Genomic DNA, 24,502 nt, shown 5'->3' with positions numbered 1-24,502 from the left:
GCGTGGGGAACGCGGTGGCCTGCACGTGATCCTCACCGAGTTCCACGACTCGCGCCGTGTGGACCGCCAGCTGGTGGGCCGCTGCGCCCGCCAGGGCGATCCCGGCAGCTGCGAGGCCATCGTCTCGCTGGAAGACGAATTGTTCGAACTGTGCGTGCCGCGCACCGCGGCGCTGCTGCGCGCCGGCCTGCAGCGCAAGGCCCGCATACCGTCCCTGGCCTTCGCGGCGCTGCGCAAGTGGGCGCAGCGCTCCACCGAACGCCGCCAGGCCGCCATCCGCCAGGCCAACCTGAAACAGGACCGCCAGCTGCACCGCGCACTGGCCTTCACCGGGAGAGGGGAATGACAGCATCCACCACCTTGCGGCGCGCCGCATCCGTCGCCACCGCGCTGCTGCTGCCGGCAGCGGCGATCGCCAACCCGTACGAATGCCTGATCGAGCCCAACCAGACCGTGGACGTGCGCAGTTCGGTCGAAGGCGTGATCGACAAGGTGCACGTGCAGCGCGGCGACCGCGTCAAGGCTGGCCAGGTGCTGGTGCAGCTCGAATCGGCGGCGGAAGCGTCCGCGGTGCAGTTGGCCAAGGCGCGGGCGGAGGCGCAGGGGCGCCTGTCCTCGGCGCAGAACCGGCTGGACTACGCGCAGAAGAAGCTGGAGCGCTCCGCGCAGCTGCAGGCGCAGGCCTTCGTGTCGGCGCAGGCGCGCGACGAGGCCGAGGCGGAGAAGCGCATCCTGGAGTCCGAGCTGCGCCAGGCGCGCGAGGACCGCGACCACGCCTCCTACGAGCACCGCCATGCGCAGGACCTGCTGAACCGGCGCACGCTGCGCAGCCCCTTCAACGGCATCGTGCTTGATCGCATGCTCAACCCGGGCGACCTCGCCGAGGCGGGCACCGGCCGCAAGGCGATCCTGCGGCTGGTGCAGGTGGAGCCGCTGCGGGTGGAAGTGGTGCTGCCGCTGGCGGCCTACGGCAAGCTCAAGGCCAGGGGCACGGCGGAAGTCGTTCCCGAAGGACTGGGCGGCCGCTACACGGCGACGGTGAGCGTGATCGACAGCGTGTTCGACACGGCCAGCGGCACTTTCGGCGTGCGGCTCGAACTGCCCAACGCCGGCGGCAAGGTGCCGGCCGGCATCCGCTGCCGCGTCGAGTTCCCGGAGCTGCGCGGCCTGCCGAACAAGGCCTCGTTCACCAGCGGTGCCGCGCTGAAGTGAAAGCGCCCGCAGGAACTTCGCAGGCCGAGGCCGTGGTGGCCGCGCTGCGCCAGGGTGCGCAAGCTTCGCCTGAACTCGTCAACAGCTACTACGGGCTGTGCATCCCCTTCTACCGCGAGTTCCTGGGCGACCACTGGCACACCGGCTTCTACGAGCCCGAAGGATCCATCGGACCGCACGACCAGCTGCGCATGGAGCGGCTGGTGGCGGAAAGCGCGGAGCTCGGGCCGGAGGCCGCGGTGCTGGACGTCGGCTGCGGCGTCGGCGGGCCGGCGTGCCACATCGCGCGGCTGACCGGCGCGCGGGTGCGCGGCCTGTCGCCCAACGAGGCGCAGCTGGAGATCGCGCGCGCCACGGCCGAGGCGCAAGGCGTCGCGGGGCGGGTGCGCTTCGACCAGGGCGAGGCCGGCAACCTGCCGTACGCCGACGCCACCTTCGACGCGGTGCTGTTCTTCGAGTCGCCCTGCCACTTCCCCGACCGGGCCCGCTTCTTCGCCGAGGCGTGGCGCGTGCTCAAGCCGGGTGGCCGCCTGGCGGGCGAGGACTGGGTCGCCAGCGACCTCAGCCCGGAGCCGCTGCGCAGCCAGTGGGGGCAGCGCGTCTGCACCAACTGGGCGATCCCCGCGCTCGGGACGCCTTCGTCGTACGCGCGCGAGATGGGGAGGCCGGCTTCACCGTGGAGCTCGCGCGCGACATGCGCGAAGAGATGGCGCTGCTGCGCGGCTTCATGACCGAAGCCGCAGGCCGCGCCGAGCTGCAGCAGGAGATGCGCCACACGCTGGACCCGATGCGCCGCTTCATCATGGAAGGCGTGATGGTGCTGGGCGAGGCCGCGGAATCCGGCGCCTTCACCGTCGGCCGCTTCCTGGCGCGCAAGCCCGCCCTCGCGTGAAGCCATGGCCCGCGCCACCCTGTTCGAGGAACACGCATCGGTGCTGCCGCACTGGGTGGCCCAGGGCCTGCGCGACGCCACCATCGTCTGCCTGGACGCGCACCTGGACCTGCAGTTCATCGCGCCGGAGCGCATCGCGCGGCTGCGGGCCTGCGCTTCGGCGGGCGAGCTCGCGCAGCTGGAAAGCGCGCACCCGCTGAGCCCCTTGCGCGATGCCTGCTACGGCATCGAAGACTTCCTCTACGCCGCCGTGCAGCTGGGGTGCTGCGGCGGCTGGTGTGGGTCGCGCCGCCGCACGTGCTGGCCCGCATGGACCTGGCGCTGCACGCGCTGCGCCAGATGGAGGGCGTCACCCGGCGCGAGATCGACTCCTTCCGCCGCACCGCCGGCGGCTGGTTCGAAGGCCGCCTGATGGGACTGGAGCTGGTGGTGCTGGAATGGCAGCAGCTGGCGAAGCTGCCGCTGGACGGGGCCATTGCGGTGGACATCGATGCCGACTATTTCGTCAAGGTGCCGCACGACCGCATCTGGGCACGCCCGCGGGTGATCGTCACGGCGCTCAAGGAGGTGCTCGGCGAGAGCTGCGACCTCACCATCGCGCGCTCGGTGGGCACCGGCTTCCTCGCCCTGCGCCACCGCTTCCTGGCCGACCAGCTCGCGGCGCTGTGGGAAGGCCGCGACGAGGACGCGCGGCACTGGCAGCGGCTGCTGGAGCTGGAGGCCGACCCGCTGCCGGAGGACGCGCGCATCGCCCGGCTCAGCGCGCTGCTGGGCGACCGTCCCGGCTGCGCCGCCACCTGCCACACGCTGGCGCTGGCAACACCCGACGCGGAGGAACGCTCGCTGCTGCTGGCGCGCGCCGCCACGCTCGATCCGCACTACGCCGGCGACGTGCTGCGGCACCTGGGCGCGCTGCGCGTGCGCGAGCGCGAGCTGGACCTCGCGACCGTGGTGCGGCTGCACCGCCAGCTGGCGGCCTGGGACGCGGCGCCGGACCGCGTCGCCACCGCGTGGGTCGCGCTCGGCCTGCTGTACGCCGCCGCTCGGCCGCATCGCCGAGGCGACGGTGTGCGACACGCAGTCGCGCCGGCGCGGCGGCGGCCATCCCGATCTGGCGCTGCAGATCGGCCGGCTGGAATGGCGGCGGGCCGCGCCGATGCGGCCGTCCCCTGGCTGGAGCGCGCCGCGATGGACGACGAGACACGGGCGGCGGCCTGGCTGCACCTGTCCGTGTGCGCCTCGCGCCGCGGCGCGCTGGAAGAGGCGTGGAACTGGGCCCGGGCAGCCACCGAAGCGGCGCCGGCATGGCCGGAACCCGCCCAGTGGCTGGGCAGCCTTTCGGCCCCGCCGGGGTACGATTGGGCCTCTTCTGCCCGTAGCTCAGTTGGATAGAGCACCTGCCTTCTAAGCAGGTTGTCGGGGGTTCGATTCCCTCCGGGCAGGCCAGATCCTCAGGCCGCCAGCGCCTCCGGCTGCGCGCCCGGCACCGCTTCACCCCCAGCGCCTCCAGCAGGTCGGGAATCAGCTGCGATAGCTCGCCCTCAGGATCGCGGCGTTGGCGTCGAAGTTGTCGTCGTCCTTGGTCTTCGCGTCCTCCGACTCCTTGAGCACCACGTCCAGCATCTTCAGGCGCCGGACCTGGCCGGCCTCGCTCAGCACGAAGGACACGCGGTCGTTCCAGGTCAGGGCCAGCTGCGTCGGCACCTTGCCGGCGGCGATGTGCTGCGCGACCTCGTCGATCTCCAGCGTGTGGCGCGCATAGCGCACCACCGACTTCTGTTCGTCCGCGCTCTTGAGCTCGCAGTCGCGGTCCACCGTGAAGCGCCAGGGCGCCTCGCGCGTGGACAGCCAGTGCGCCATGGAGGCCGAAGGCGAACTCTGCGTGTGCACCAGCCGCAGGTCCAGCGAGGGCGCGGCGCCGGGCACCTCCAGCAGTGCCGCCAGCAGCGAGGACACGATGCGGTCGGCGGCCGCCAGGCTGCCGGCGTCCACCACCAGCATCTTGCCCTTGGGGTCCAGCCAGAGCAGGGTGTTCACGCGCTTGCTGAAGGCGCGCGGCAGCAGGTCCAGCAGCACCTCCTCCTTGAACTCCTTCTTCAGCTTGGACGGCACGCGCTCGTTGCCGGTCTCGGCCTTGTAGCGCTCGATCTTCTCCTCCACGGCGGACTTGATCGCCGAGGCGGGCACCGCACGCTTCTCGGTGCAGAGCTTCAGGATCAGCTGGCCGCCGACGACCTCGGCGAGCACCTTGCTCTTGTTGCCGCGCGGCGGCACCCAGCCGGTGGATTCGGGCTGCGTCGGGCCGCAGGGCACGAAGCGGGCCTTGTGCAGCACGCGTTCCAGGGCGGCGGGGTCGGGCAGGACGAAGTCGTCCGCGATGCGGAAGAAGCAGGCGCTCTTGAACATTGGGGGTACGGCGATGGGCGCGGGATGCGCGGGGAAGCAAAGGCAGGGATTCTAGTGGCGCGGGCGCGGCGTGCCGTCCCCGCGGGTAGACTGCCCCCGGTGCAGAAGAAGGTGGACGAGAGGATGGCGGCCGAGGCGCCCGACGGCCTGCCGGTGCCGGCGCGCTACTGGGCGATGGCCGCCATCATCCTGGGCATCGCGCTGTCGGTGCTGGACAGCACCATCCTGAACCTCGCCCTGCCGGACATCACGCGCCACTTCGGCGCCTCGCCGGCCGCGGCCGTGTGGGTGGTCAACGCCTACCAGCTCGCGACGCTGGCGCTGCTGCTGCCCTGCGCGCACCTGGGCGAACGCATAGGCTACCGGCGCGTGTACCTCGCGGGCCTGGCCGTGTTCACGCTGGCGTCGCTGGGGTGCGTGCTGGCGCCGACGCTGCCGCTGCTGGCCGGCGCGCGGGCGGTGCAGGGCCTGGGGGCGGCCGGCATGATGGCAGTGAACGCAGCGCTGGTGCGCCTGACCTATCCCAGCCACGTGCTGGGGCGCGGCATCGCGCTGAACTCGGTGGTGGTCGCGTCTTCCTCGGTCGCCGGTCCCACGATCGCGGCCCTCGTGCTCTCGGTGGCGTCCTGGCCCTGGCTGTTCCTGATCCAGCTGCCGCTGGGCGTGCTGGTGCTGTTCCTCGGGCACCGGGCGCTGCCCTTCAACGCCGTGCGCTCCTCGGCGCCGCGCCTGCAGGCGCTGGACGTGGTGCTGAACATGGCGATGTTCTCGCTGGTGTTCCTCGCCGCCGATGCCTTCGGCGCGCGGCGCGGCGGTGCGCCGGATCCGCGCGTGCTGGCCATCGCGCTGGCGATGCTCGCCGCCGGTGTCGCGGTTGGCTGGTTCTACATGCGGCGGCAGCTGCGCCAGCCGGTACCGCTGTTCCCGGTGGACCTGCTGCGCATCAAGGTGTTCGCGCTGTCGATGTGCACGTCCGTCAGTGCGTTCTCCGCGCAGACGCTGGCCTTCATCGCGCTGCCCTTCCTGCTGCTGGAAGGGCAGGGCCGCAGCCACTTCCAGGCCGGGCTGCTGATCACCGCATGGCCCGCCGCCATCGTGCTGGTGGCGCCGCTCGCGGGGCGGCTGATCCATCGCGTGCGCGGGGGCCTGCTGGGTGGGATCGGGCTGGCGGTGCTGGCCACCGGCCTGGCCTTGCTTGCGCTGCTGCCGCAGCAGCCGGCGACCTGGGTGATCGCGCTGGCGCTGGGCCTGTGCGGCGCGGGCTTCGGGCTGTTCCAGTCGCCCAACAACCACATCATCCTGACCAGTCCGCCGCTGCGGCGCGGGCGCCGCCAGCGGCATGCTGGGCACCGCGCGCCTGACGGGCCAGTCGCTGGGGGCGGTGCTTCTCGGGCTGATCTTCAGCATCGCCGGCGTGGGCGAGGGCGTGGGCATCGCCTTCGGGCTGGCGGCGGTGCTGGCCGCGTTCTCGTCGGCGTTCAGCCTGCTGCGGTTGCGGGCCTGAGTGCTGGGGTTCGCCTTCGGCTCACCACCAGCCTACGAGGGGTCAGCGGCGCGCGTACTGCGTGGCGCCGAACAGGATCTCGCGCGCCTTGTCGTCGGTGACCGGCTTGCGCAGGTCCGCGAGCACCTTCACGCCGCGCTGCACCGCGGGGCGTGCGGCGACGGTGTCGAACCAGCGTTCCAGGTGCGGATACTCCTCCAGCACCACGCCCTGGTTCTGCCAGCTGCGCAACCAGGGGAAGGTGGCGATGTCGGCGATCGAGTACTCCGCGCCGCCCAGCCACTCGCTCCTTTCCAGCCGCTTGTCGATCACCGCGTAAAGGCGGCGCGCCTCGTTGCTGTAGCGGTCGATCGCGTAGGGGACCTTCTCCGGCGCGTACATGCGGAAGTGGTGGGCCTGTCCCAGCATGGGGCCGACGCCGCCCATCTGGAACATCAGCCACTGCAGCACCTCGAACTTCTCGCGGTCGCCCGCGGGCAGGAAGCGACCGGTCTTGGCGGCGAGATAGACGAGGATGGCGCCCGATTCGAACAGGGAGATCGGGCGTCCGTCCGGCCCCTCGGGGTCGACGATGGCCGGGATCTTGTTGTTCGGGCTGATCGCCAGGAAGTCCGGACGGAACTGCTCGCCGGCGCCGATGTTCACGGGGATCGCCTCGTACTTTAGGCCACACTCCTCCAGCATCACGTGGACCTTGTGCCCGTTGGGCGTCGGCCAGGAATAGACCTCGATCGTCGGCACGCCGTAACCTCCTGTTTCATCCCATAATGCGCGGACTCTACAGGGCAAAGCCAGCGGCATGTTCGAGCGTATCAAGAAGGCTTTCCAGCGCGATCCCAGGGACCGCGGCGAGAGCATGCCTTCGCAGGTCTCCTCGCATGGCCCGGTGTCGGAGTGGGCCGCCTCGCGCGGCATGAGCTTCTCCGGTGGCACGCTGGGCAACACAGTGTCCATGCAGGGCAAGGTGGGCGGACGCACCTGGAGGATGGAACTGGGACGTCCCACGCGCGACTACATCGCCGGCGAGGAGCTGCGCGCCCGCGCGGAGCTGGGCGTGTTCGACGAGGTCGGCGCGATGATCATCAACCGGCCGCTGAAGGAGACGCTGGAGCGGCGCGCCTACAGCATGATCACCGACACGCTGCAGACCACCGCCGATCCCCGCCTGCCCGAGGAGATGCGCTGGCTGGCCATGTACGACGAGATCGGCTGGGAAGGCCCGTCCAACGCCTTCTGGACGCGCTACGCCGTGCTCTCGGACACGCGCGAGCACGCCCTGGCCTGGGTCGACGACCACCTGGTCAAGCAGCTGATGTCCTGGCCGGAGCCGGCTCCGCTGCCCACGGTGCCCTTCATGATCGTGCTGGTGCGCGGCAAGTGCTACCTGCGCATGCAGTACCTGCCGGCCGAGACCAGCACGCTGGACCACGCGACCGACGTGTTCGTCAACGCGTGCGAGAGCGCCCTGGGGGCATTCAAGAAGTAGCGCGAGGGATGGATCCCGGTTCGAGCCCGGGATGACATCCCTTCACTTCCGCCGGGCTCAAGCCCCGCGCGTCACCGCCGGTTCCGCGTCCTTGCCGTAGGCGCCGTACTTGCCCAGCTCCCACTTGGCGATCGCGTTGCGGTGCACTTCGTCCGGGCCGTCGGCGAAGCGCAGCGTGCGCGCATGCGCGTAGGCCTGCGCCAGCGGAAGGCGCCCGAGACGCCGCCGCCACCGTGCACCTGCATCGCCCAGTCGATGACCTGGCAGGCCATGTTCGGCGCCACCACCTTGATCATCGCGATCTCGGTGCGCGCAGCCTTGTTGCCGGCGCGGTCCATCATCCACGCGGCCTTGAGCGTCAGCAGGCGCGCCATGTCGATTTTGCAGCGGGCCTCGGCGATGCGCTCCTGCGTCACCGTCTGCTGCGCCACCGTCTTGCCGAAGGCCACGCGCGAGGACGCGCGGCGGCACATCAGCTCCAGCGCGCGCTCGGCCAGGCCGATCAGGCGCATGCAGTGGTGGATGCGTCCGGGGCCGAGGCGGCCTTGTGCGATCTCGAAGCCGCGGCCTTCGCCCAGCAGGATGTTGCCGGCCGGGACCTTGACGTTCTCGAAGTACATCTCGGCGTGGCCGTGCGGCGCGTCGTCGTAGCCGAACACGTCCAGCGGGCGCACGATGCGGATGCCGGGCGTGTCCGCCGGGATCACGATCATGCTCTGCTGCGAATGGCGCGGCGCCTCCGGGTCGGTCTTGCCCATGGTGATGTAGACCTTGCAGCGCGGGTCGGGCGCGCCGGAGATCCACCACTTGTGGCCGTTGACGATGTAGTGGTCGCCCTGGCGCTCGATGCGGGTCTGGATGTTGGTCGCATCGGACGACGCGACGTCAGGCTCGGTCATCGCGAAGGCGGAGCGGATCTCGCCTTCCAGCAGCGGCTTGAGCCACCTGGCCTTGATCTCGTCGGAGCCGTAGCGGGCGATGGTCTCCATGTTGCCGGTGTCGGGTGCGGAGCAGTTGAACACCTCCGAGGACCATGGCACGCGGCCCATGATCTCCGCCATCGGCGCGTATTCCAGGTTGGTCAGCCCGGCGCCCTTGTAGCCCGATGCCTGCGCGGTATCGACCGGCAGGAACAGGTTCCACAGGCCGGCGGGGCGCGCCTTCTGCTTCAGCTCCTCGATGATCGGGATGGGCGACCAGCGCTTGCCGGCGTCCGTGTTGGCCTGCAGCTGCTTCTTGTACGTCCCCTCGTTCGGGTAGATGTACTCGTCCATGAACTTCTGCAGGCGCGCCTGGAGTTCCTTGGTCTTGTCGGAGTATTCGAAGTCCATGCGTATTGCTCCTCGGGATGAATCGGTTCAGGCCTTCTGCGCGAAGGACCAGGAAAGTTCGGCCATGGGCCGGGCGCCGGCGGCGGAGGCCACCGCCTGCGCGCTCGACGCGGTGCCGGCCTCCACCCGCTTGGCGATGCCTTGCAGGATGGCGGCGATGCGGAACAGGTTGTAGGCCATGTAGAAGTTCCAGTCGGCCTTCAGGTCGGCCACCGTCGCCAGCCCCGTGCGGTCGCAGTAGCGGCGGATGTACTCGTCCTCGCTGGGAATGCCCAGCGCCGCGTGGTCCAGGCCGCCGATGCCGCGGCCGGGATGCGGGACGTGCCAGGCCATGCAGTGGTAGCTGAAGTCGGCCAGCGGATGGCCCAGGGTGGACAGCTCCCAGTCCAGCACGGCGATGATGCGCGGCTCGGTCGCGTGGAACATCACGTTGTCCAGGCGATAGTCGCCGTGCACGATGGAGACCTTGCTCTCGTCGCGCGCGGCCGGCGGGATGTGCGCCGGCAGCCATTCGACCAGCTTCTCCATCTCCGGGATCGGCTGGCTCATGGGGCCGGCGCCATCGGTGGAAGCCTTGTACTGCTTGCTCCAGCGGCCGATCTGGCGGTCGAAGTAGTTGCCCGGCTTGCCGTAGCCGGCCAGGCCGCGCTCGGCGAACTTCACCGTGTGCAGCGCGGAGATCACGCGGTTCATCTCGTCGTAGATCTCGCCGCGCTGCTCGCGCGTCATGCCCGGCAGCGCCTGGTCCCAGAGCACCCGGCCTTCCATGCACTCCATGAGGTAGAAGGCGCGGCCGATCACCGACTCGTCCTCGCACAGCACGTGCATGCGCGGCACCGGCACGTCGGTGCCGTGCAGCCCGCGCATCACCGCGAACTCGCGTTCGATCGCGTGCGCCGAAGGCAGCAGCCTGGCCACCGGCCCCGGCTTGGAGCGCATCACGTAGTTGCGCTGCGGCGTCAGCAGCTTGTAGGTGGGGTTGGACTGGCCGCCCTTGAACATCTCCACGGTCAGCGGGCCGCGGAAGCCGTCCAGGTTCTTCTCCAGCCAGGCCGTGAGGGCGGCGACGTCGAAGGCGTGCTTGTCCGACACCGCGCGGGTGCCGATGAAATGGTCGTAGGTGTCGCTCATCGCTCGGTGTCCGATTCGACGATGCGCATCAGCGCGTCGCGGTTGCGCACCACCACGCCGCCCGGCTCGATGCGGATCACTTCCTCGCGCTCCATCTGCTTGAGTTCCTGGTTCACGCGCTGGCGCGAGGCGCCGAGCAGCTGCGCGAGTTCTTCCTGCGCCAGCTGCAGGCCGATGCGCACCTCGCGGCCGTCGTGCAGCGAGGGCACGCCGTAGCTGCGCACCAGGTGGGCCAGCTGCTTGGCCAGGCGCGCGCGCAAGGGCAGGGTGTTCAGGTCCTCGACCAGGCCGAACAGGGTGCGGATGCGGCGGGCGTGCAGGCGCAGCAGCGCCTCGTACAGCTCCACGTGCTGCGACAGGATCTTCTGCACGTCGGCGCGCGAGACCATCATCAAGGTGGTCTCCCCGTGCGCGTAGGCGTCGTGCGTGCGGCGCTCGCCGTCGAACATGGCGACGTCACCGAACCAGATCCCCGGCTCGACGTAGGTCAGCGTGACCTGCTTGCCCGTGATCGAGGTCGAGCTCACGCGCACCGCGCCGCGCGCCACACCGCTCCAGGCTTCGGCCGGGTCGCCGCGCGCGCAGATCAGCTCGCCGTCCTTGTAGCGTTTGACGAAGGCACATCGGAGGATGTCGTGGCGAAGGGAAGGCGAGAGGGAGGAGAACCAGCGACCGTTGTTGATCGCCGCGCGTTCCTCGATGGTAAGAATGGGATCGTCCATGGTCTGTCTTGTGAGCGACTGGCGCCGCGTGGATTGTCGCGTGCGGGACCGCTCAGGAGTAGCGCGGCGGCTGCTTGGACAGGAAAGCCTGGATGCCGATGGCACCGTTGGCGTGGTGGAGGTTGCGCACGAAGTGCTCGCGCTCGCCGGCCAGCTGCTGGGTGAGGGAGGCCGTGGCCGCGTCGTTCAGCAGCTCGCTTGATGCTGGCCAGCGCGTTCGGCGCGCGCTCGTTCAGGCGCGCGGCCAGCGCCAGCGCCTCGTCCAGCGCGCCGCCGGCTGCGGTCACGCGGTTGACCAGGCCCAGCTGGTGCAGGCGGGCGCTGCCCACGCGTTCGCCGCACATCAGCAGCTCGCTGACGAGCTGGCGGGGCAGGGCCCGCGCCAGGCTCCAGGTGCCGCCGCCGTCGGGCGACAGGGCGACGTTGCTGTAGGCCATCACGAACACGGCGTTGTCGGCGGCGACGATGAAATCGCAGGCCAGCGCCAGCGAGAAGCCGGCGCCGGCGGCCGCGCCTTCCACGGCGGCGATCACCGGCTTGGGAAGGTGCGGATCGCCTCGATCCAGCCGTGCAATCCCTCGATGGACTGCGCCTGCACCTCGGGCGGCTTGCTCCGGTTGTCCAGCAGGCGCTGCAGGTTGCCGCCCGCGCAGAAGGTGCTGCCGGCGCCGGTGATCACCACGCTGCCGACCTCCGGGTTGCTGTCGGCGGCGTTGAGCGCCTCGACGCCGGCCGCGTAGATCTCCGGTCCCAGCGCGTTGCGGTGGTCCGGGTTGCTGATGGTCAGGACCATGGTGCGGCCCTGGCTGGCGCTTTTCAGTTCGGCCGGCATCTCAGGATTCTTCCTGCAGCAGTGACAGGCCGATCGCGCCGCGCCGGCGCAGCCACGGGCTGGGGCGGTAGCGCGGGTCGCCGTAGACGGTCTGCATGTTGAACAGCACTTCCAGCACGTTGGTGGGACCCCAGCGGTCGCCCATGGCCAGCGGGCCGAGCGGATAACCCAGGCCCAGCGTGACCGCGGTCTCCAGGTCCCTGGGCGAGCAGATGCGCTGCTGGCAGATGTCGGCGGCGATGTTCACGATGGTGGCCACCACCCGCTGCGTCACGAAGCCGGCGGAATCGCGGATCACGCTGACCGGCTTGCCGTCGCGCGCGAACAGGGCATGCGCCGCGTCGCGCATGTCGGCGCGCGTCGCGGGGTTGGTGGCCAGCACGCGGCGCTTGGTGGCCGCGTCGTCGATCAGCATGTCGATGCCCACCGTGCGCGCGGGATCCAGCCGCTCGACGACCGCCACGGTCGTCACGTCGAAGCCCAGCGGCGCGACGAAGGTCAGCGCCTGGGCCGAGGCCGACTGGCCGGTCTCGATCTTCGCGCCCAGGTCCTTGAGCAGCTGGTACAGCTCGGTGCGGCGCGCGGCGCGCGTGGAGACCCACACCGGCGGCAGTTCGTCCACCTGCGGCGCCGCGGCTTCGGCGGCGACCTGCGCCTTGCCATCGACGTAGCGGTAGAAGCCCTCGCCCGTCTTGCGCCCCAGCACGTTGCCCGCAAGGCGCTGCGCGGTGATCACGCTGGGCCGGTAGCGCGGCTCGTCGTAGTACTGGCGGTAGACCGACTCCATCACCGGATGCGACACGTCCAGGCCGGTGAGGTCCATCAGCTCGAAGGGCCCGAGCTTGAAGCCGACCTGGTCGCGCAGGATGCGGTCGATGGTCGCGAAATCGGCCACGCCTTCGCTGGCGATGCGCAGGGCCTCGGTGCTGTAGCCGCGTCCCGCGTGGTTGACGATGAAGCCGGGCGTGTCCTGCGCCTGCACCGGCGTGTGGCCCATCTGCCGCGCGTAGGCGGTGAGGCCTTCGCACACGGAAGGATCGGTCTTCAGGCCGGCGATGACCTCCACCACCTTCATCAGCGGCACGGGATTGAAGAAGTGGTAGCCCGCCACGCGCTGCGGGCGCTTCAGGCCGGCGGCGATCGCGGTCACCGACAGCGAGGAGGTGTTGGTGGCGAGAACTGCCTCGGGGCCGACGATGCCTTCCAGTTCGGCGAACAGCGACTTCTTGACGTCCAGCCGCTCGACCACCGCCTCGATCACCAGCTCGCAATCGTCCAGGTCGCGCAGGCTCGCTGCAGCATGCATCCGCTGCTTCGCGGCCTGCACCGCGGCGGCGTCCATGCGGCCCTTTTCCAGCAGCCGGTCCCACTGGGAGCCGAGTTCGGCGATGGCGCGCTGCATGGCCTCAGGCTGCGTGTCGTAAAGGCGGACCGTGCTGCCTGCCTGGGCGGCGATCTGTGCGATGCCGCGGCCCATGGCGCCAGCTCCGGCGACGCCAATCGTCTTGTAACGAGTCTCCATCCGGCCATTATCGGTGCGCCGCATGGCGGGTCCCCGCAACATTCCCTTTGGCGCGGCGCGCATGCGTGCCTAGAATGGACGACCAGATGTTGCACCCGGTTACCTTCCGTACCCTGGCACTCGTGGCGTGCGGATGGCTGCTCGCGGGTGAGGCCATGGCTCTCACGCTGCCGTCGGAACTGGCAACCGAGAACGAGCAGAGCCCTGTCGTATCCCCGGTTGCTCCGGCCGCGTCGCCGCCCGCATCCGCTGAAGCTCCCGCGTCCCGACCCGCCGCTGCGCCCGAACCTGCGGCGACGCGCCCCGTGCGCGCATCGGCCCCTGGGCCCGATCCCCGCGTGCAGAGCCCCGCCTTTGCACAGCCCCAGGCCCGCCTGAAGCGGGAGCCCCTGGATCCGAGCAAGGATCGCGACCCCGTCCTGCGGATCACCTCCGAGATCCGCACGCAGCCTGCGGCCCAACCGCAGCAGCGCCAGGCCGCGGCCGCCCTCTGGCAGGTGCTGCAACGCGGGCCGGAGGAGGCGGCGCAGGAGGCATTGCGCCTGCAGGGCGTCGAGCGCGACGTGATCGGCGAGATGCGCGGGCAAGTGGAACGGGCAGAGGCGGGGCGCAGGACCGCTGCGCTGCTGGTGCTCGCGCTTGCCCTGGTGCTGGCGGCCGTGCTCGCCTGGTTCGCGCTGCGCTGGTACCGCGTGCGCCAGGTGGATCGCGTGGGCCGCTGGTTCGAGCTGCATGGCGAGGCGGCGCGGGCCGCCGCCGCGGCGGCGGCCGAAACCGGGCCGCTGCCGCTCGCGCCCCTGCCGCCCGCCACCGGCACCACCGGCGCGAAGAAGGCGGCCGCGCCGCCCGTCATCGTCGCGCCGTCGCCGCTGGCTGCGGCCGGCGCTGTCATCGCGCTCCACGCCGACGACTCGCAGGCCAGCCGCGGCACGGCCCTGCGCATGGTGGGCGTCGAGGAACTGATCGACGTGCACGACAAGGCGGACTTCTTCCTGTCGATCGGCGAGACCGAACAGGCCATCGGTGCACTGGAGGCGCACGTGCACGACCAGGTGGAGACCGGCGCGCTGGCCTGGATGCACCTGCTGGATCTGTACCACGCGCTGGGCCGCCGGCCGGAGTACGAGCGCGTGCGCGCGGAGTTCGCCCGGCGCTCCGGCGTGCAGGCGCCGGACTTCGAGCACTTCGAGGAGGCCGGAGCACCGCTGGAAAGCCACGGCGGCGCCGTGAGCCGCATCGTGGCGCTGTGGCCCGCGCAGCCGGTGCTGGACGTGATCGAGGAGTCCCTCTTCCGCAAGCCGGGGCTGCCGGGCGCCGAGCCCTTCACCCTGGAGGCGTACCGCGAGCTCGTGCTGCTGTACCACATCGCCAAGGAAATGCTGGCGGTCGAACCGCCCAAGGTGCCGCCGGTGGAGGACGAGCACGAACGCCTGATGATCCCGCCGGCTTCTTCGCGCCTCGGCGTGGACATCGAGCTGGAGGAGGCGCCGCCGGACCGGATCGCGGCCCAGGGGCTGGACTTCGACTTCAGCGCCTACGACGACATCACCGCCGCCGAGCCCCCGCGCAAGCGCGGCTAGCCGGCCTCGCTCGCCGCTTCACTCGCCGCGTCGCGCATAGTGCGTCGCCAGCGCGCTGGCGGCCATCGCCGCCAGCAGCCCGGCCAGGCCGACCCAGTGCAGCGACTCCATGCCGCCGCGCGAGATCATCCAGCCGCCGGTGGCGGCGCCGATCGCCTGGCCCGCGTACATCGCGGAGGAATTGAGCGCGACCGAAGCGGCGGCCAGCGCGGGCGCGATGCCCACCAGCCGCGCCTGCTGCGCGGAGTTCGACGAAAAGCAGCCCAGCGCCCAGGGCACGCTCACCGCGGCGGCCAGCCACAGCGTGGTGCCCAGCGGGAACAGCAGCAGGCTGGTGGCCATCAGCGCCACGCCGATCATCACCGAGCGCTCGACGCCGACGCGGTCGATGTAGCGCGACATCACCAGGTTGCCCAGCAGCCCGAAAGCGCCGAACCACATGAAGTAGAGGCTCAGCGCGCCGGGCGTGATGTCCAGCTTCTGCTTGAAGTAGGGCGCGAAGTAGGAGAACTGCACGAACTGGCCGGCCGCGTACAGCACCGTCACCGCCACACAGGTCATGAGCGCCTTGGAGCGGAAGGTTTCCTTCCAGGCGGCCAGCGAAAGCGCCGGCGGCTTCACGCCGTCGGGCATGGAGCGCCACACCCAGGCGGCGCTCACGACGCTCAGGAGCGCGACCAGCACGAAGGCACTGCGCCAGCCCAGCGTGCCGCCCACGAAGGCGCTGATCGGCATGCCCAGCACCGAGGCCACCGACCAGCCGAGGAAGATGAAGGTGATGGCGCGCCCGCGCTGCTCGGGCCGCACCAGCAGGCCGACGCAGGCGGCGGCCTGCGGCGTGAAGATGGCGGGCGACACCAGCGCCAGCACGCGCAGCGGCAGCAGCGCCGCGAAGTTGGGCGCCATCGCGCAGGCCAGGTGCAGCAGCGCGTACCAGAGCATGGACAGCGCGAGCAGCCGGCGGCGGTCCCAGCCGGCGACCAGGGCCGCACACAGCGGCGCGCCCAGCGCCATCAGCACGGCGCCGGCGGAGATCAGCTGGCCCGCCGTGGCCACCGAGACCGCGAGCGAACTGCTGATGTCGTTGAGCGTGCCGGGCACGGCCATCACGCCGGTGCCGATCACGAAGTTGCCGAAAAGCAGCGCCCAGAGCACCGCGGGCATGCCGGCGCGCGCCGGGGCTTGCATCGTCGGCCTAGCGGCGGACCTGCAGGGCGCCCGGGTTGACGATGTTGGTCGGCGTGCCCTTGATGAAGTTCACCACGTTGTCGAAGGCGGCGCCGAAGTACAGCTCGTAGCTTTCCTGCTCCACGTAGCCGATGTGCGGCGTGCAGATGCAGTTCTCCAGCCGCAGCAGCGCGTGGCCCTGCAGGATGGGTTCGCTCTCGAACACGTCGATGGCGGCCATGCCCGGCCGGCCGCGGTTCAGCGCAGCGATCAGCGCCTCGGGCTCGATCAGCTCGGCGCGCGAGGTGTTGACGATCAGCGCGGTGGGCTTCATGCGGTTGAGGTCCTCCAGCTTGGCGATGCCGAAGGTCTCCTCGTTCAGGCGCAGGTGCAGGCTGAGCACGTCGCTGTCGGCGAACAGCGCCTCCCGGCTCGGCGCCGCGACCAGGCCGTCGGCCTCCGCCCGGGCGCGCGACTCCGGGCTGCCCCAGACCTGCACGCGCATGCCGAAGGCCTTGCCGTAGCCGGCCACCAGCTGGCCGATCTTGCCGTAGCCCCAGATGCCCAGGGTCTTGCCGCGCAGGAGCATGCCCACGCCGAAGTTGGGCGGCATGGAGGCCGACTTCATGCCGGCCTGCTGCCAGGCCCCGTGCTTGAGGCTGCTGATGTACTGCGGCAGGCGGCGCATCGCCGTCATGATCAGCGCCCAGGTCAGTTCGGCCGGCGCGATCGGCGAGCCCACGCCCTCGGCCACGGCGATGCCGCGCTCGGTGCAGGCTTCGATGTCCACGTGGGCGCCGACGCGGCCGGTCTGGGAGATGAGCTTCAGCCGCGGGAGCTTCTCCACCAGCTGGCGGGTGATGTGCGTGCGCTCGCGGATCAGCACGATCACGTCGGCATCGCGCAGGCGCACCGAGAGCTGGCCTATGCCCTTGACGGTGTTGGTGAAGACCTTGGCGGGGTACGCCTCCAGCTTGGAGGCGCACTGGAGCTTGCGGACCGCGTCCTGGTAGTCATCGAGGATCACGATGTTCATTCCCGCGATTGTGCCTTGGAGCTTGAGCGGGCGACGGCAGGGCTGTTGCGCCGGCGCTAGGATCGTCGTTTTGACCCCAGGAGACTCCCGATGGCGATGTCCATGTATGCGGCCAGCGTGCCGGTGTTCCAGCACATGCTGCGCAACCTGTCCCATGTCCTGGAGAAGGGCGAGGCGAACGCGCAGGCGCGCAAGTTCGAGCCTTCGGTGCTGGCGACCGCCCGGCTGGCGCCGGACATGCTGCCCTTCACCCGCCAGGTGCTGATCGCCTGCGACGCCGCCAAGAACGGCGTGGCGCGCATCGCCGGCGTGGAAGCGCCCAAGTTCGAGGACAACGAGGCCAGCTTCGCCGAGCTGAAGGCCCGCATCCAGAAGACGCTGGCCTTCCTGGAAACGGTGCCGGCGGCCAAGGTGGACGGCACCGAGGACAGGGAGATCACCTTCCCGGTCGGCCGCGACAGCACGAAGACGATGAAGGCCCAGGCCTACCTCACCACCTGGGTGCTGCCGAACTTCTTCTTCCACGTGACCACCGCCTACGCCATCCTGCGGCACAACGGGGTGGACCTGGGCAAGACCGACTACCTCACCGGCGGGCAGCGCTAGCGCCTTCCTGCGCGGCCAGGCGATCGAGCTCGGCGCAGACGTCGGCGAGCCGGCCGGAGATCACCATGCGGCCGGCCACCGCGCGCGGCGCGCTGGCGTCCACCACGCGCGTCACGCGCAGCGGTTTCGGCGCGGGCAGGATCACCGGACCCTGGCCGGGCAGGCGCTGTGCCACCAGCGGACGCGTCGGTTGCCGCGGCGCGGGGGTGCGCGCCGCGCAACCGCGCGCGGGCTGCGGGCGCGGCGAGAACCAGGATGCCAGCGCCTGCAGCGGTGCGGACAGCTGGGCCAGGGGAAGGAAGAATGCGGTTGCCATGTGACAGCTCCTGAATGGGAAAGGACACAGGCAGGATTCGTCTGGACATGCGGCGGCCGCAGGGTGATGGCGATGCCCGCCATACGCCTGCCACCTGCGGCGGCCGCGGGGTGGGATTACATCAGCATGGTGTTGCGGATCAGGCCGACGGCCACGCCCTCGACTTCGAAGGGCTCGCCCGGCTCCACCACGATGGTGGAGTAGTCGGGGTTTTCCGCGTGCAGTTCGATCAGGTGCTTGTTGCGCCGGAAGCGCTTGACCGTCACGTCGTCGCCGAGGCGCGCGACGATGATCTGCCCGTTCTTCGCGTCCTTGGTGGCCTGCACCGCCAGCAGGTCGCCGTCCATGATGCCGGCGTCGCGCATGGACATGCCGCGCACTTTCAGCAGGTAGTCGGGGCGGCGCTGGAACAGGCCGCTTTCGACGTAATAGGTCTGGTCCACGTGTTCCTGCGCGAGGATCGGCGAGCCGGCGGCCACGCGGCCCACCAGCGGCAGCGCCAGCTGCGCCAGGCCCTGCAGGGGCAGCTGGAACTGCTTGATGCGCGATTCGTGGATCGAGCGCAACGCATCGCTCTTCAGGCGGATGCCACGCGAGGTGCCGCTGACCAGTTCGATCACGCCCTTGCGCGCGAGGGCCTGCAGGTGTTCCTCTGCCGCGTTGGCCGACTTGAAGCCGAGTTCGGCCGCGATCTCCGCGCGCGTGGGCGGCGCACCGGTGCGCGCGATGGCGCTCTGGATCAGGTCCAGAATCTGTTGCTGGCGGGGCGTCAGCTTCGGTGTGTCCATCATCGGCGGCTCCGGCGGGTGGTCCCGGCAGGCCACGGTGGGCATGACGGGATTCGGGTTACTGTGTTGATATCCAGTGCCTGTATTTTTGAACAGTTTGGACAGGAATGCAAGTGAGTCAACGAAGAATCGTCGTGCTGGGCACCGGCGGCACGATCGCCGGCCGCGCGGCCTCGGCGCAGGACAACCTGGGTTACCGCGCCGGCGAGGTCGGTGTCGCGAGAGCTGGTGCGAGGCCTCCCCGGCCTGGCCGGCCTCGCCCTGCACACCGAGCAGGTCGCGCAGTTGGACAGCAAGGACATGGACTTCGCCACCTGGTGCGTGCTGGCGCAGCGCTGCGCGCACTGGCTCGCGCAGCAGGACGTTGCCGGCATCGTCGTCACGCACGGCACCGACACCATGGAGGAGACCGCCTTCTTCCTGCACTCGGTGCTGGCGCCGGCCAAGCCGGTGGTGCTGACGGGGGCGATGCGCCCCGCGACCTCCGCGGCAGCGGACGGCCCGCAGAACCTGGCCGATGCGCTCGCCGTCGCCGCCTCGCCCCTGGCGCAGGGCGTGTGCGTCGTGTTCGCGGGCACGGTGCATGCGGCTCTGGACGTGCAGAAGGTGCACGGCTACCGGCCCGACGCCTTCTCGTCGGGCGATGCCGGTCCGCTGGCCTACGTCGAGGAAGGCCGGCTGCGCGTGCTGCGGGCCTGGCCGCAGGGCCCGGCCCTGCGCAATGCGGGCTCGCTGCCCGATGCGGCGCGGTGGCCGCGGGTGGAGATCGTCATGAACTTCGCCGGGGCCGGCCCCGCCATCGTGGAAGCGCTGGTGAAGGATGGCGTGGACGGCATCGTCGTGGCGGGCACCGGTAACGGCAGCGTGCACCACGCGCTCGAGGGCGCGCTCGCCAGGGCGCAGGAGCAGGGCACCAGCGTGCGGCGCAGTTCGCGCTGCCTGCTCGGGCGGGTGCTGCCGCAGGCGGGCGACCGCCTGCCGGACGCCGGCGGCCTGTCGCCCGTGAAGGCGCGCATCGCGCTGCTGCTGGAACTGATGCCCTGATGTTCGCGGCGCTGCGGTCGCACCCCTGGGCCTGGCCGGTCCTGGAGATCGTCCACACGCTGGGCATCGCGCTGCTGCTTGGCAACCTGGTGCTGTTCGAGCTGCGCGTCTTCGGCCGCGCCAGGGAACTGGCCGTGCTGCCGCTGGCGCGCATCGCCCTGACGACGGCGGCCACGGGCTTCCTGCTGGCCGCCGGCTCGGGGCTGATGATGTTCGCGGGCCAGCCGGGCGAACTGCTCGCCAACCGCGCATTCACCCTGAAGATGCTGTTGATTTTCGCGGCGGGTTGCAATGCGGCCTGGTTCCACGCGCGCGGCTCGCTGGCGCGTTGCGACCTGCCGGCCCGCGTGCTGCTGGCCGTGTCGAGCCTGCTGTGGCTGGCCGTGCTCGCGTGCGGCCGCTGGATCGCCTACCTCTGATGAAGAAGGACCACCGATGATGAAACGCCGTACCTGCCTCGCCGCCCTGGCCAGCTTGCCGCTGGCCGCGCGCGCCCACCATGGCTGGAGCAGCTTCGACCAGGACCGTCCCCTGTTCCTGCAGGGCCGTGTCGTGTCGGTGAAGTGGCAGAACCCGCACGCCGAGCTGGTGCTGGAACTGCCGGCCGGCTACCAGCTGCCGGCGGACGTCGCGAGCCGGCCCGTGCCGGCGCAGTCCGCGCCCCTGGACGGCAAGGCGCTGCTGGCACGCGCGGTCGCGCCCACGCGGCGGGACCGCCGCTGGGAGATCGAGCTGGCGCCCCTCACGCGCCTGGAAGCATGGAAGCTCGCGCCGATCCAGCCCGGCGCCGCGCTGGGCGTGCTGGGCTACACCTTCAAGGATGAAAAGGGGGCGGCGGTGCTGCGCGCCGAATACCTGTACGTGGACGGCAAGGCCTATGCCCTGCGGTCCAGCCCGGCCTGATCAGCAGTCGGCGAGGGCCTGCAGGGCGCGCGCGGTGATGTCCTCGACGCTGCCCATGCCGTCGATCTTGCGGACCTTGGGCGCGTTCCTGGGATCGGCCTTGGACCAGTTGCTGTAGTAGTCCACCAGCGGGCGCGTCTGGGCGGCGTACACCTCCAGGCGCTTCTGCACGGTCTCTTCGCGGTCGTCGTCGCGCTGGATCAGCGGCTCGCCGGTCTCGTCGTCCTTGCCTTCCACCTTGGGCGGATTGAACTTGACGTGGTAGGTGCGGCCCGAGGCCGGGTGCGAGCGGCGGCCGCTCATGCGCTCGACGATCGCCTGGAAGGGCACGTCGATCTCCAGCACGCAGTCGATCTTCACGCCGGCGTTCTTCATCGCCTCGGCCTGCGGGATGGTGCGGGGGAAGCCGTCGAACAGGAAGCCCTTGGCGCAATCGGGCTGGGCGATGCGTTCCTTCACCAGGCCGATGATGATGTCGTCGCTGACCAGCGCACCCGAGTCCATGACCTTCTTGGCCGCCAGGCCGAGCGGCGTGCCGGCCTTCACCGCGGCGCGCAGCATGTCGCCGGTGGAGATCTGCGGGATGCCGTACTTCTGGCAGAGAAAGGTGGCCTGCGTGCCTTTGCCGGCGCCCGGCGCGCCCAACAGGATCAGTCTCATGGGGGAATCCTCGGATGGTTTCGATTCGCGCGGCACTGCGGGCGGACGTCACCACCGGCCTTCGTGCCTGTTGGCGCGGAGGATAGCACGCACCCTCCTGCGCGGACCTTACGCGCGGCGCCTCAGGCGCCGGCCAGAACGAGCTGGCGGACGCGCTCCAGGTCCTCGGGCGTGTCGACCCCGGCGCCCGGTGCCTGGTCGGTCACGTGCACGGCAATCCGGTGGCCGTGCCAGAGTGCGCGCAGCTGCTCCAGCGCCTCGCAGGACTCCACCGGCGCCTGCGGCATGCGCGGGAACTCGCGCAGGAAGCCGGCCCGGTAGCCATAGATGCCGACGTGGCGCAGCGGCGCCGGCTGGGGCAGGGCGTTCACGCCTTGCGCGAAGCCGTCGCGCCACCAGGGGATGGGCGCGCGGCTGAAGTAGAGCGCCAGGCCATCGGCCTGCAGCACGACCTTCACGACGTTGGGATTGGTGAAGTCGGCGACGCTGGCGATGGGATGCGCGGCCGTGCTCATGCTGGCTTGCGGCCGCTGCTGCAGCAGCGTGGCGACGGCGTCGATCAGCGCCGGATCGATCAGGGGCTCGTCACCCTGCACGTTGACGACCACGTCATCGCGCGCGAGGCCAAGGTGTTCGCAGGCTTCGGCGAGGCGGTCGCTGCCGGAAGGGTGGTCGGGCCGCGTGAGCACCGCGCGCACGCCGTGCCTGCTGCAGGCATCGGCGATGCGCGCGCTGTCGGCGGCCACCACCACCTGCGCCGCGGACGACTGCTCGGCGCGCTGCGCGACGCGCACCACCATCGGCAGCCCGCCAATGTCGGCCAGCGGCTTGTCGGGCAGGCGCGTGGAAGCCAGCCGCGCGGGGATCAGGACGGTGAAGCCCACGGCGCGCCCTACACGAGCGGCGTGCGGGCGGGCAGGCGCTCGAGCTCCTCGTCGCTCAGGGTGCGCGCCTCTTCCTCCAGCAGCACCGGGATGCCGTCGCGGATGGGATAGGCGAGGCGGGCGCTGCGCGAGAGCAGTTCCTGGCGTTCGCGGTCATAGTCCAGCGGCCCCTTGGTCACGGGGCACACGAGCAGCTCAAGCAGGCGGGGATCCATGCGGCGATGATAGCCGCGCGGCCAGCAGGCGATCGAACTCCGCCCAGAACGCCTCGGGGATGGCGACCTGCAGCGGCACCGCCCAGGCGTCGGGGCGCAGCCGCCAGAGCTTCACCGCGTCCTTCTCGGTGCACACGAGCGTGCCGGAGGGCAGTTCGCTCGCGTCGCCGAAGGCGTGGTGGTCGGGCAGGGCCTGCGTGCCGGCCAGTGCAAGGCCTGCCTGCCGCAGCATCTGGAAGAAGGCCTCGGGGTTGGCGACGCCGGCGAGCGCGTGCACGGGGGCCGCCGCGAGTTCGGCCAGGGCGCGGCGGGTGCCGTCGGCGCGCACGGCTTGTGCCGCCAGCGACCGCTGCATCACGTGCCCGGCGATGCCTTGCGCCGCTTCGTGCCGCAGCACCAGGTCCACCTGGCGCGGCCAGGGCTCGCGCAAGGGGCCGGCGGGCAGCAGCCAGCCGTTGCCGGTGCCGCGCGCGTCGAACACGCAGATCTCCAGGTCGCGCGCCAGTGCGTGGTGCTGCAGGCCATCGTCGCTGACGATGACCTGGGTCGCGGGTGCGTGCGCAGCAGCGCATGACCGGCATCGGCACGGCGGGCCGCGACGAACACCGGCACGCCGGACTTGCGCCGCAGCAGCAGCGGCTCGTCGCCGGCACGCGCCGGGTCATCGTCGAGGTTCACCTCGATGCACTCCTCGCCCGTGCGACCATAGCCGCGCGACACCACGCCGGCACGGAGGCCCCGCGCCTTCAGGTGTTCCAGCAAGGCGAGCACCACCGGCGTCTTGCCCGCGCCGCCGGCGACGACGTTGCCCACCACGATCACGGGCACCGGCAGGCGCTCCGGCCGGCGCAGCCCGATCGCATGCAGCGCGCGATCCAGCGCGGCCAGCGCGCCGTAGAGAGGAGGGAGAGGGGGACAGCAGCCACGCCAGCGGTCCCCGGCGCAGCCAGGCGCGCTGGAGCGCGCTCACCGCGCGGCGGCCTGCCCCGAGGACTGGGTGGCGAAGGTGATGTGCGCGAGGCCGACGCGCCGCGCCGCCTCCATCACCGTGATCACCGACTGGTGGGTGGCGGTGGCGTCGGCGCTGATGATGATCGTGGTGTCCTTGCCCGCCTTGGCGGCTCCGGCGATGGTTTCCGAGAGCGCCTCCGGGCCGCGGCCGGTGACCGGCTGCTTGTTCACCATGTAGCGGCCGTCGCTGGAGACCGCGACCACGACTTCGCGCGGGTAGTCGCGCTGCGCATCGGCGTCCGCCACCGGCAGCTTCAGCTGCATCTCGGTGAACTTGCTGTACGTGGTGGTCAGCATCAGGAAGATCAGCACCACCAGCAGCACGTCGATGAACGGGATCAGGTTGATCTCCGGTTCCTCCTTGACGCGGGGGCGGAAGTTCATGCGCGACGGAGGTTGTTCAGGTGGCGGGCGAAGCGTTCCGCGGCCAGTTCCAGCGTCAGCAGGTACTCGTCCACGCGGGCGCGGAAGTAGCGCCAGAAGATCAGCGCCGGGATGGCGACGATCAGGCCGAAGGCCGTGTTGTAGAGCGCCACCGAGATGCCGTGGGCGAGCTGCGCCGGGTTGCCGCCGACCGCGCCGCCGCTGGTGGGCGTCTGCGAGCCGAAGATCTCGATCATGCCGATCACCGTGCCCAGCAGGCCGAGCAGCGGGGCCGCGGAGGCGATGGTGGCCAGCGCGTTGAGGTAGCGCTCCAGCCGGTGCGCCACGGCCCGGCCGGTGCTTTCCATGTTGGCGCGCAGGTCGGCCTCGGTGCAGCGCGGGTCGGAGTTGAGCGCGCGGAAGCCGCTGGCGAGCACCTCGCCCAGGGCCGAGTTCTGTTCCAGCGCCGCACGACGTCCGGTGCGGGCACCGAGACGCGGGAGACGGCGAGGGCTTCGTCCAGCAGCCGCGGCGGCGCGATCTTCGCGGTCTTGAGGCTCAGGAAGCGCTCGATGACCAGGGCCAGGGCGAGGATGGAGCAGGCAACGAGGGGCCAGATCGGCCAGCCTGCGGCTTGTATGATCGAAAGCAAAAGGGGTACTCCGCCGGGTCTCTACTGCTGGAAGGCACGTGTCACCCGCGCCTCGCATGCGGCGGATTATGCGCGGACTCCGCGCTGTAGGATTCGTGTCCCGCTTCGTAGGACTTGGACGCGTGGCCGTAGGACGACACTCACAAAAGTTGTGGATAACTTTGTTGAGAAAACCCCCTCCCCACCCCGCCGACCCGCGCCAATGCTTCACAGTGACAAAACGATGACGAAATGAGCAG

The 24,502-nt window shown here is 70.7% G+C and carries 24 protein-coding genes, 1 tRNA gene and 6 pseudogenes; 14 read left to right on the top strand and 17 right to left on the bottom strand.

Annotation, left to right across the window (positions count from 1 at the left end; genetic code table 11):
* Positions 1-25 precede the first annotated feature (25 nt).
* The 7 genes from HK415_RS08320 (at position 26) to HK415_RS08290 (ending at position 3,550) form a co-directional block, all read left to right on the top strand.
* A complete protein-coding gene (locus tag HK415_RS08320; protein ID WP_171558075.1) occupies positions 26-346 on the top strand; it encodes a preprotein translocase subunit SecA in 321 nt (106 codons plus the stop codon).
* Positions 343-1,212, top strand: coding sequence for an efflux RND transporter periplasmic adaptor subunit (locus HK415_RS08315; RefSeq protein ID WP_171558072.1), 870 nt, complete (start codon positions 343-345; stop codon positions 1,210-1,212). The genes HK415_RS08320 and HK415_RS08315 overlap by 4 nt, the downstream gene beginning before the upstream one ends.
* Positions 1,209-1,943 (top strand): SAM-dependent methyltransferase, encoded by a 735-nt coding sequence (locus HK415_RS08310; protein WP_171558069.1) that lies wholly within the window; start codon positions 1,209-1,211, stop codon positions 1,941-1,943. Before HK415_RS08315 ends, HK415_RS08310 begins: the two co-directional genes overlap by 4 nt.
* Positions 1,907-2,104: a hypothetical protein gene (locus HK415_RS08305; protein WP_171558066.1), complete on the top strand. Its 198-nt coding sequence runs from the start codon at positions 1,907-1,909 to the stop codon at positions 2,102-2,104. The genes HK415_RS08310 and HK415_RS08305 overlap by 37 nt, the downstream gene beginning before the upstream one ends.
* A 4-nt stretch (positions 2,105-2,108) precedes the next feature.
* Complete coding sequence (locus HK415_RS08300) at positions 2,109-2,516, top strand: hypothetical protein (RefSeq protein WP_171558064.1); 408 nt, start codon at positions 2,109-2,111, stop codon at positions 2,514-2,516.
* Complete coding sequence (locus HK415_RS08295; RefSeq protein ID WP_171558062.1) at positions 2,414-3,496, top strand: hypothetical protein; 1,083 nt, start codon at positions 2,414-2,416, stop codon at positions 3,494-3,496. The genes HK415_RS08300 and HK415_RS08295 overlap by 103 nt, the downstream gene beginning before the upstream one ends.
* Positions 3,474-3,550 (top strand) — tRNA-Arg (locus HK415_RS08290). The genes HK415_RS08295 and HK415_RS08290 overlap by 23 nt, the downstream gene beginning before the upstream one ends.
* Positions 3,551-3,625: 75 nt before the next feature.
* Here the strand turns inward: HK415_RS08290 and HK415_RS08285 are convergent.
* Positions 3,626-4,510 carry a recombination-associated protein RdgC gene (locus HK415_RS08285; protein WP_253261814.1) on the bottom strand — a complete coding sequence of 295 codons (885 nt, stop codon included), beginning with the start codon at positions 4,508-4,510 and terminating at the stop codon, positions 3,626-3,628.
* Positions 4,511-4,633: 123 nt separating this feature from the next.
* Between HK415_RS08285 and HK415_RS08280 the strand changes: the two are divergent.
* Positions 4,634-6,014 (top strand): annotated as a pseudogene (locus tag HK415_RS08280) (MFS transporter).
* 42 nt (positions 6,015-6,056) lie between these two features.
* Here HK415_RS08280 and HK415_RS08275 read toward each other — a convergent pair.
* Positions 6,057-6,755: a glutathione binding-like protein gene (locus HK415_RS08275; protein WP_309246627.1), complete on the bottom strand. Its 699-nt coding sequence runs from the start codon at positions 6,753-6,755 to the stop codon at positions 6,057-6,059.
* Between the two features lie 58 nt (positions 6,756-6,813).
* Between HK415_RS08275 and HK415_RS08270 the strand changes: the two genes are divergently transcribed.
* The gene (locus HK415_RS08270; RefSeq protein WP_253261813.1) at positions 6,814-7,500 is read left to right on the top strand and encodes a hypothetical protein; all 687 of its coding nucleotides are present in this window, start codon (positions 6,814-6,816) and stop codon (positions 7,498-7,500) included.
* A 57-nt stretch (positions 7,501-7,557) separates the two neighbouring features.
* On the opposite strand, the pseudogene HK415_RS08265 reads toward HK415_RS08270, so the two are convergent.
* The 5 genes and pseudogenes from HK415_RS08265 to HK415_RS08245 form a co-directional block, all read right to left on the bottom strand.
* Positions 7,558-8,831 (bottom strand): annotated as a pseudogene (locus HK415_RS08265) (acyl-CoA dehydrogenase family protein).
* A 27-nt stretch (positions 8,832-8,858) separates the two neighbouring features.
* Positions 8,859-9,962, bottom strand: coding sequence for a phosphotransferase (locus HK415_RS08260; protein WP_171558055.1), 1,104 nt, complete (start codon positions 9,960-9,962; stop codon positions 8,859-8,861).
* Complete coding sequence (locus tag HK415_RS08255; RefSeq protein WP_171558052.1) at positions 9,959-10,684, bottom strand: Crp/Fnr family transcriptional regulator; 726 nt, start codon at positions 10,682-10,684, stop codon at positions 9,959-9,961. Before HK415_RS08255 ends, HK415_RS08260 begins: the two co-directional genes overlap by 4 nt.
* A 52-nt stretch (positions 10,685-10,736) precedes the next feature.
* A pseudogene (locus HK415_RS08250) lies at positions 10,737-11,516 on the bottom strand (oxepin-CoA hydrolase, alternative type).
* 1 nt (position 11,517) lies between these two features.
* Positions 11,518-13,038 carry a 3-hydroxyacyl-CoA dehydrogenase gene (locus HK415_RS08245; RefSeq protein WP_171558049.1) on the bottom strand — a complete coding sequence of 507 codons (1,521 nt, stop codon included), beginning with the start codon at positions 13,036-13,038 and terminating at the stop codon, positions 11,518-11,520.
* A 338-nt stretch (positions 13,039-13,376) separates the two neighbouring features.
* On the opposite strand from HK415_RS08245, the gene HK415_RS08240 reads away from it, so the two are divergent.
* Positions 13,377-14,618, top strand: a complete 1,242-nt coding sequence (locus tag HK415_RS08240; RefSeq protein ID WP_171558047.1) for a hypothetical protein — start codon at positions 13,377-13,379, stop codon at positions 14,616-14,618.
* An 18-nt stretch (positions 14,619-14,636) separates the two neighbouring features.
* Here the strand turns inward: HK415_RS08240 and HK415_RS08235 are convergent, their stop codons facing one another.
* The gene (locus HK415_RS08235; RefSeq protein WP_171558044.1) at positions 14,637-15,806 is read right to left on the bottom strand and encodes an MFS transporter; all 1,170 of its coding nucleotides are present in this window, start codon (positions 15,804-15,806) and stop codon (positions 14,637-14,639) included.
* A gap of 7 nt (positions 15,807-15,813) precedes the next feature.
* Positions 15,814-16,821 carry a D-2-hydroxyacid dehydrogenase family protein gene (locus tag HK415_RS08230; protein ID WP_171558042.1) on the bottom strand — a complete coding sequence of 336 codons (1,008 nt, stop codon included), beginning with the start codon at positions 16,819-16,821 and terminating at the stop codon, positions 15,814-15,816.
* 90 nt (positions 16,822-16,911) lie between these two features.
* Between HK415_RS08230 and HK415_RS08225 the strand changes: the two genes are divergently transcribed.
* The gene (locus HK415_RS08225) at positions 16,912-17,427 is read left to right on the top strand and encodes a DUF1993 domain-containing protein (RefSeq protein WP_171558039.1); all 516 of its coding nucleotides are present in this window, start codon (positions 16,912-16,914) and stop codon (positions 17,425-17,427) included.
* Here the strand turns inward: HK415_RS08225 and HK415_RS08220 are convergent.
* Complete coding sequence (locus HK415_RS08220) at positions 17,408-17,743, bottom strand: hypothetical protein (RefSeq protein WP_171558037.1); 336 nt, start codon at positions 17,741-17,743, stop codon at positions 17,408-17,410. The two genes, HK415_RS08225 and HK415_RS08220, sit on opposite strands and share 20 nt — an antisense overlap.
* Positions 17,744-17,859: 116 nt before the next feature.
* Positions 17,860-18,534 carry a transcriptional repressor LexA gene (lexA, locus tag HK415_RS08215; RefSeq protein ID WP_171563251.1) on the bottom strand — a complete coding sequence of 225 codons (675 nt, stop codon included), beginning with the start codon at positions 18,532-18,534 and terminating at the stop codon, positions 17,860-17,862.
* Between the two features lie 104 nt (positions 18,535-18,638).
* On the opposite strand from lexA, the pseudogene HK415_RS08210 reads away from it, so the two are divergent.
* From HK415_RS08210 to HK415_RS08200, 3 genes and pseudogenes are all read left to right on the top strand, one after another.
* Positions 18,639-19,575 (top strand): annotated as a pseudogene (locus tag HK415_RS08210) (asparaginase).
* Complete coding sequence (locus HK415_RS08205) at positions 19,575-19,994, top strand: hypothetical protein (protein ID WP_171558035.1); 420 nt, start codon at positions 19,575-19,577, stop codon at positions 19,992-19,994. The pseudogene HK415_RS08210 and the gene HK415_RS08205 overlap by 1 nt, the downstream one beginning before the upstream one ends.
* 16 nt (positions 19,995-20,010) lie before the next feature.
* Positions 20,011-20,478, top strand: a complete 468-nt coding sequence (locus HK415_RS08200) for a DUF6152 family protein (protein WP_171558032.1) — start codon at positions 20,011-20,013, stop codon at positions 20,476-20,478.
* On the opposite strand, the gene adk is transcribed toward HK415_RS08200, so the two are convergent.
* From adk to HK415_RS08170, 6 genes and pseudogenes are all read right to left on the bottom strand, one after another.
* The gene (gene adk / locus HK415_RS08195) at positions 20,479-21,138 is read right to left on the bottom strand and encodes an adenylate kinase (protein WP_171558030.1); all 660 of its coding nucleotides are present in this window, start codon (positions 21,136-21,138) and stop codon (positions 20,479-20,481) included.
* A 122-nt stretch (positions 21,139-21,260) separates the two neighbouring features.
* A complete protein-coding gene (gene kdsB / locus HK415_RS08190) occupies positions 21,261-22,022 on the bottom strand; it encodes a 3-deoxy-manno-octulosonate cytidylyltransferase (RefSeq protein ID WP_171558027.1) in 762 nt (253 codons plus the stop codon).
* An 8-nt stretch (positions 22,023-22,030) separates the two neighbouring features.
* Positions 22,031-22,237 (bottom strand): Trm112 family protein, encoded by a 207-nt coding sequence (locus tag HK415_RS08185; protein WP_171558025.1) that lies wholly within the window; start codon positions 22,235-22,237, stop codon positions 22,031-22,033.
* Positions 22,218-23,207, bottom strand: a pseudogene (gene lpxK, locus HK415_RS08180) (tetraacyldisaccharide 4'-kinase). Before lpxK ends, HK415_RS08185 begins: the two are co-directional and overlap by 20 nt.
* The gene (locus HK415_RS08175) at positions 23,204-23,632 is read right to left on the bottom strand and encodes an ExbD/TolR family protein (RefSeq protein WP_171558022.1); all 429 of its coding nucleotides are present in this window, start codon (positions 23,630-23,632) and stop codon (positions 23,204-23,206) included. The pseudogene lpxK and the gene HK415_RS08175 overlap by 4 nt, the downstream one beginning before the upstream one ends.
* A pseudogene (locus HK415_RS08170) lies at positions 23,629-24,263 on the bottom strand (MotA/TolQ/ExbB proton channel family protein). Before HK415_RS08170 ends, HK415_RS08175 begins: the two are co-directional and overlap by 4 nt.
* Positions 24,264-24,502: the final 239 nt, after the last annotated feature.

It is taken from the genome of Ramlibacter montanisoli, from assembly GCF_013087525.1.
Taxonomy (GTDB): domain Bacteria; phylum Pseudomonadota; class Gammaproteobacteria; order Burkholderiales; family Burkholderiaceae_C; genus Ramlibacter; species Ramlibacter montanisoli.
Note: the sequence above shows the minus strand (reverse complement) of the source record. Positions and strands in the feature narration are given on the sequence as shown.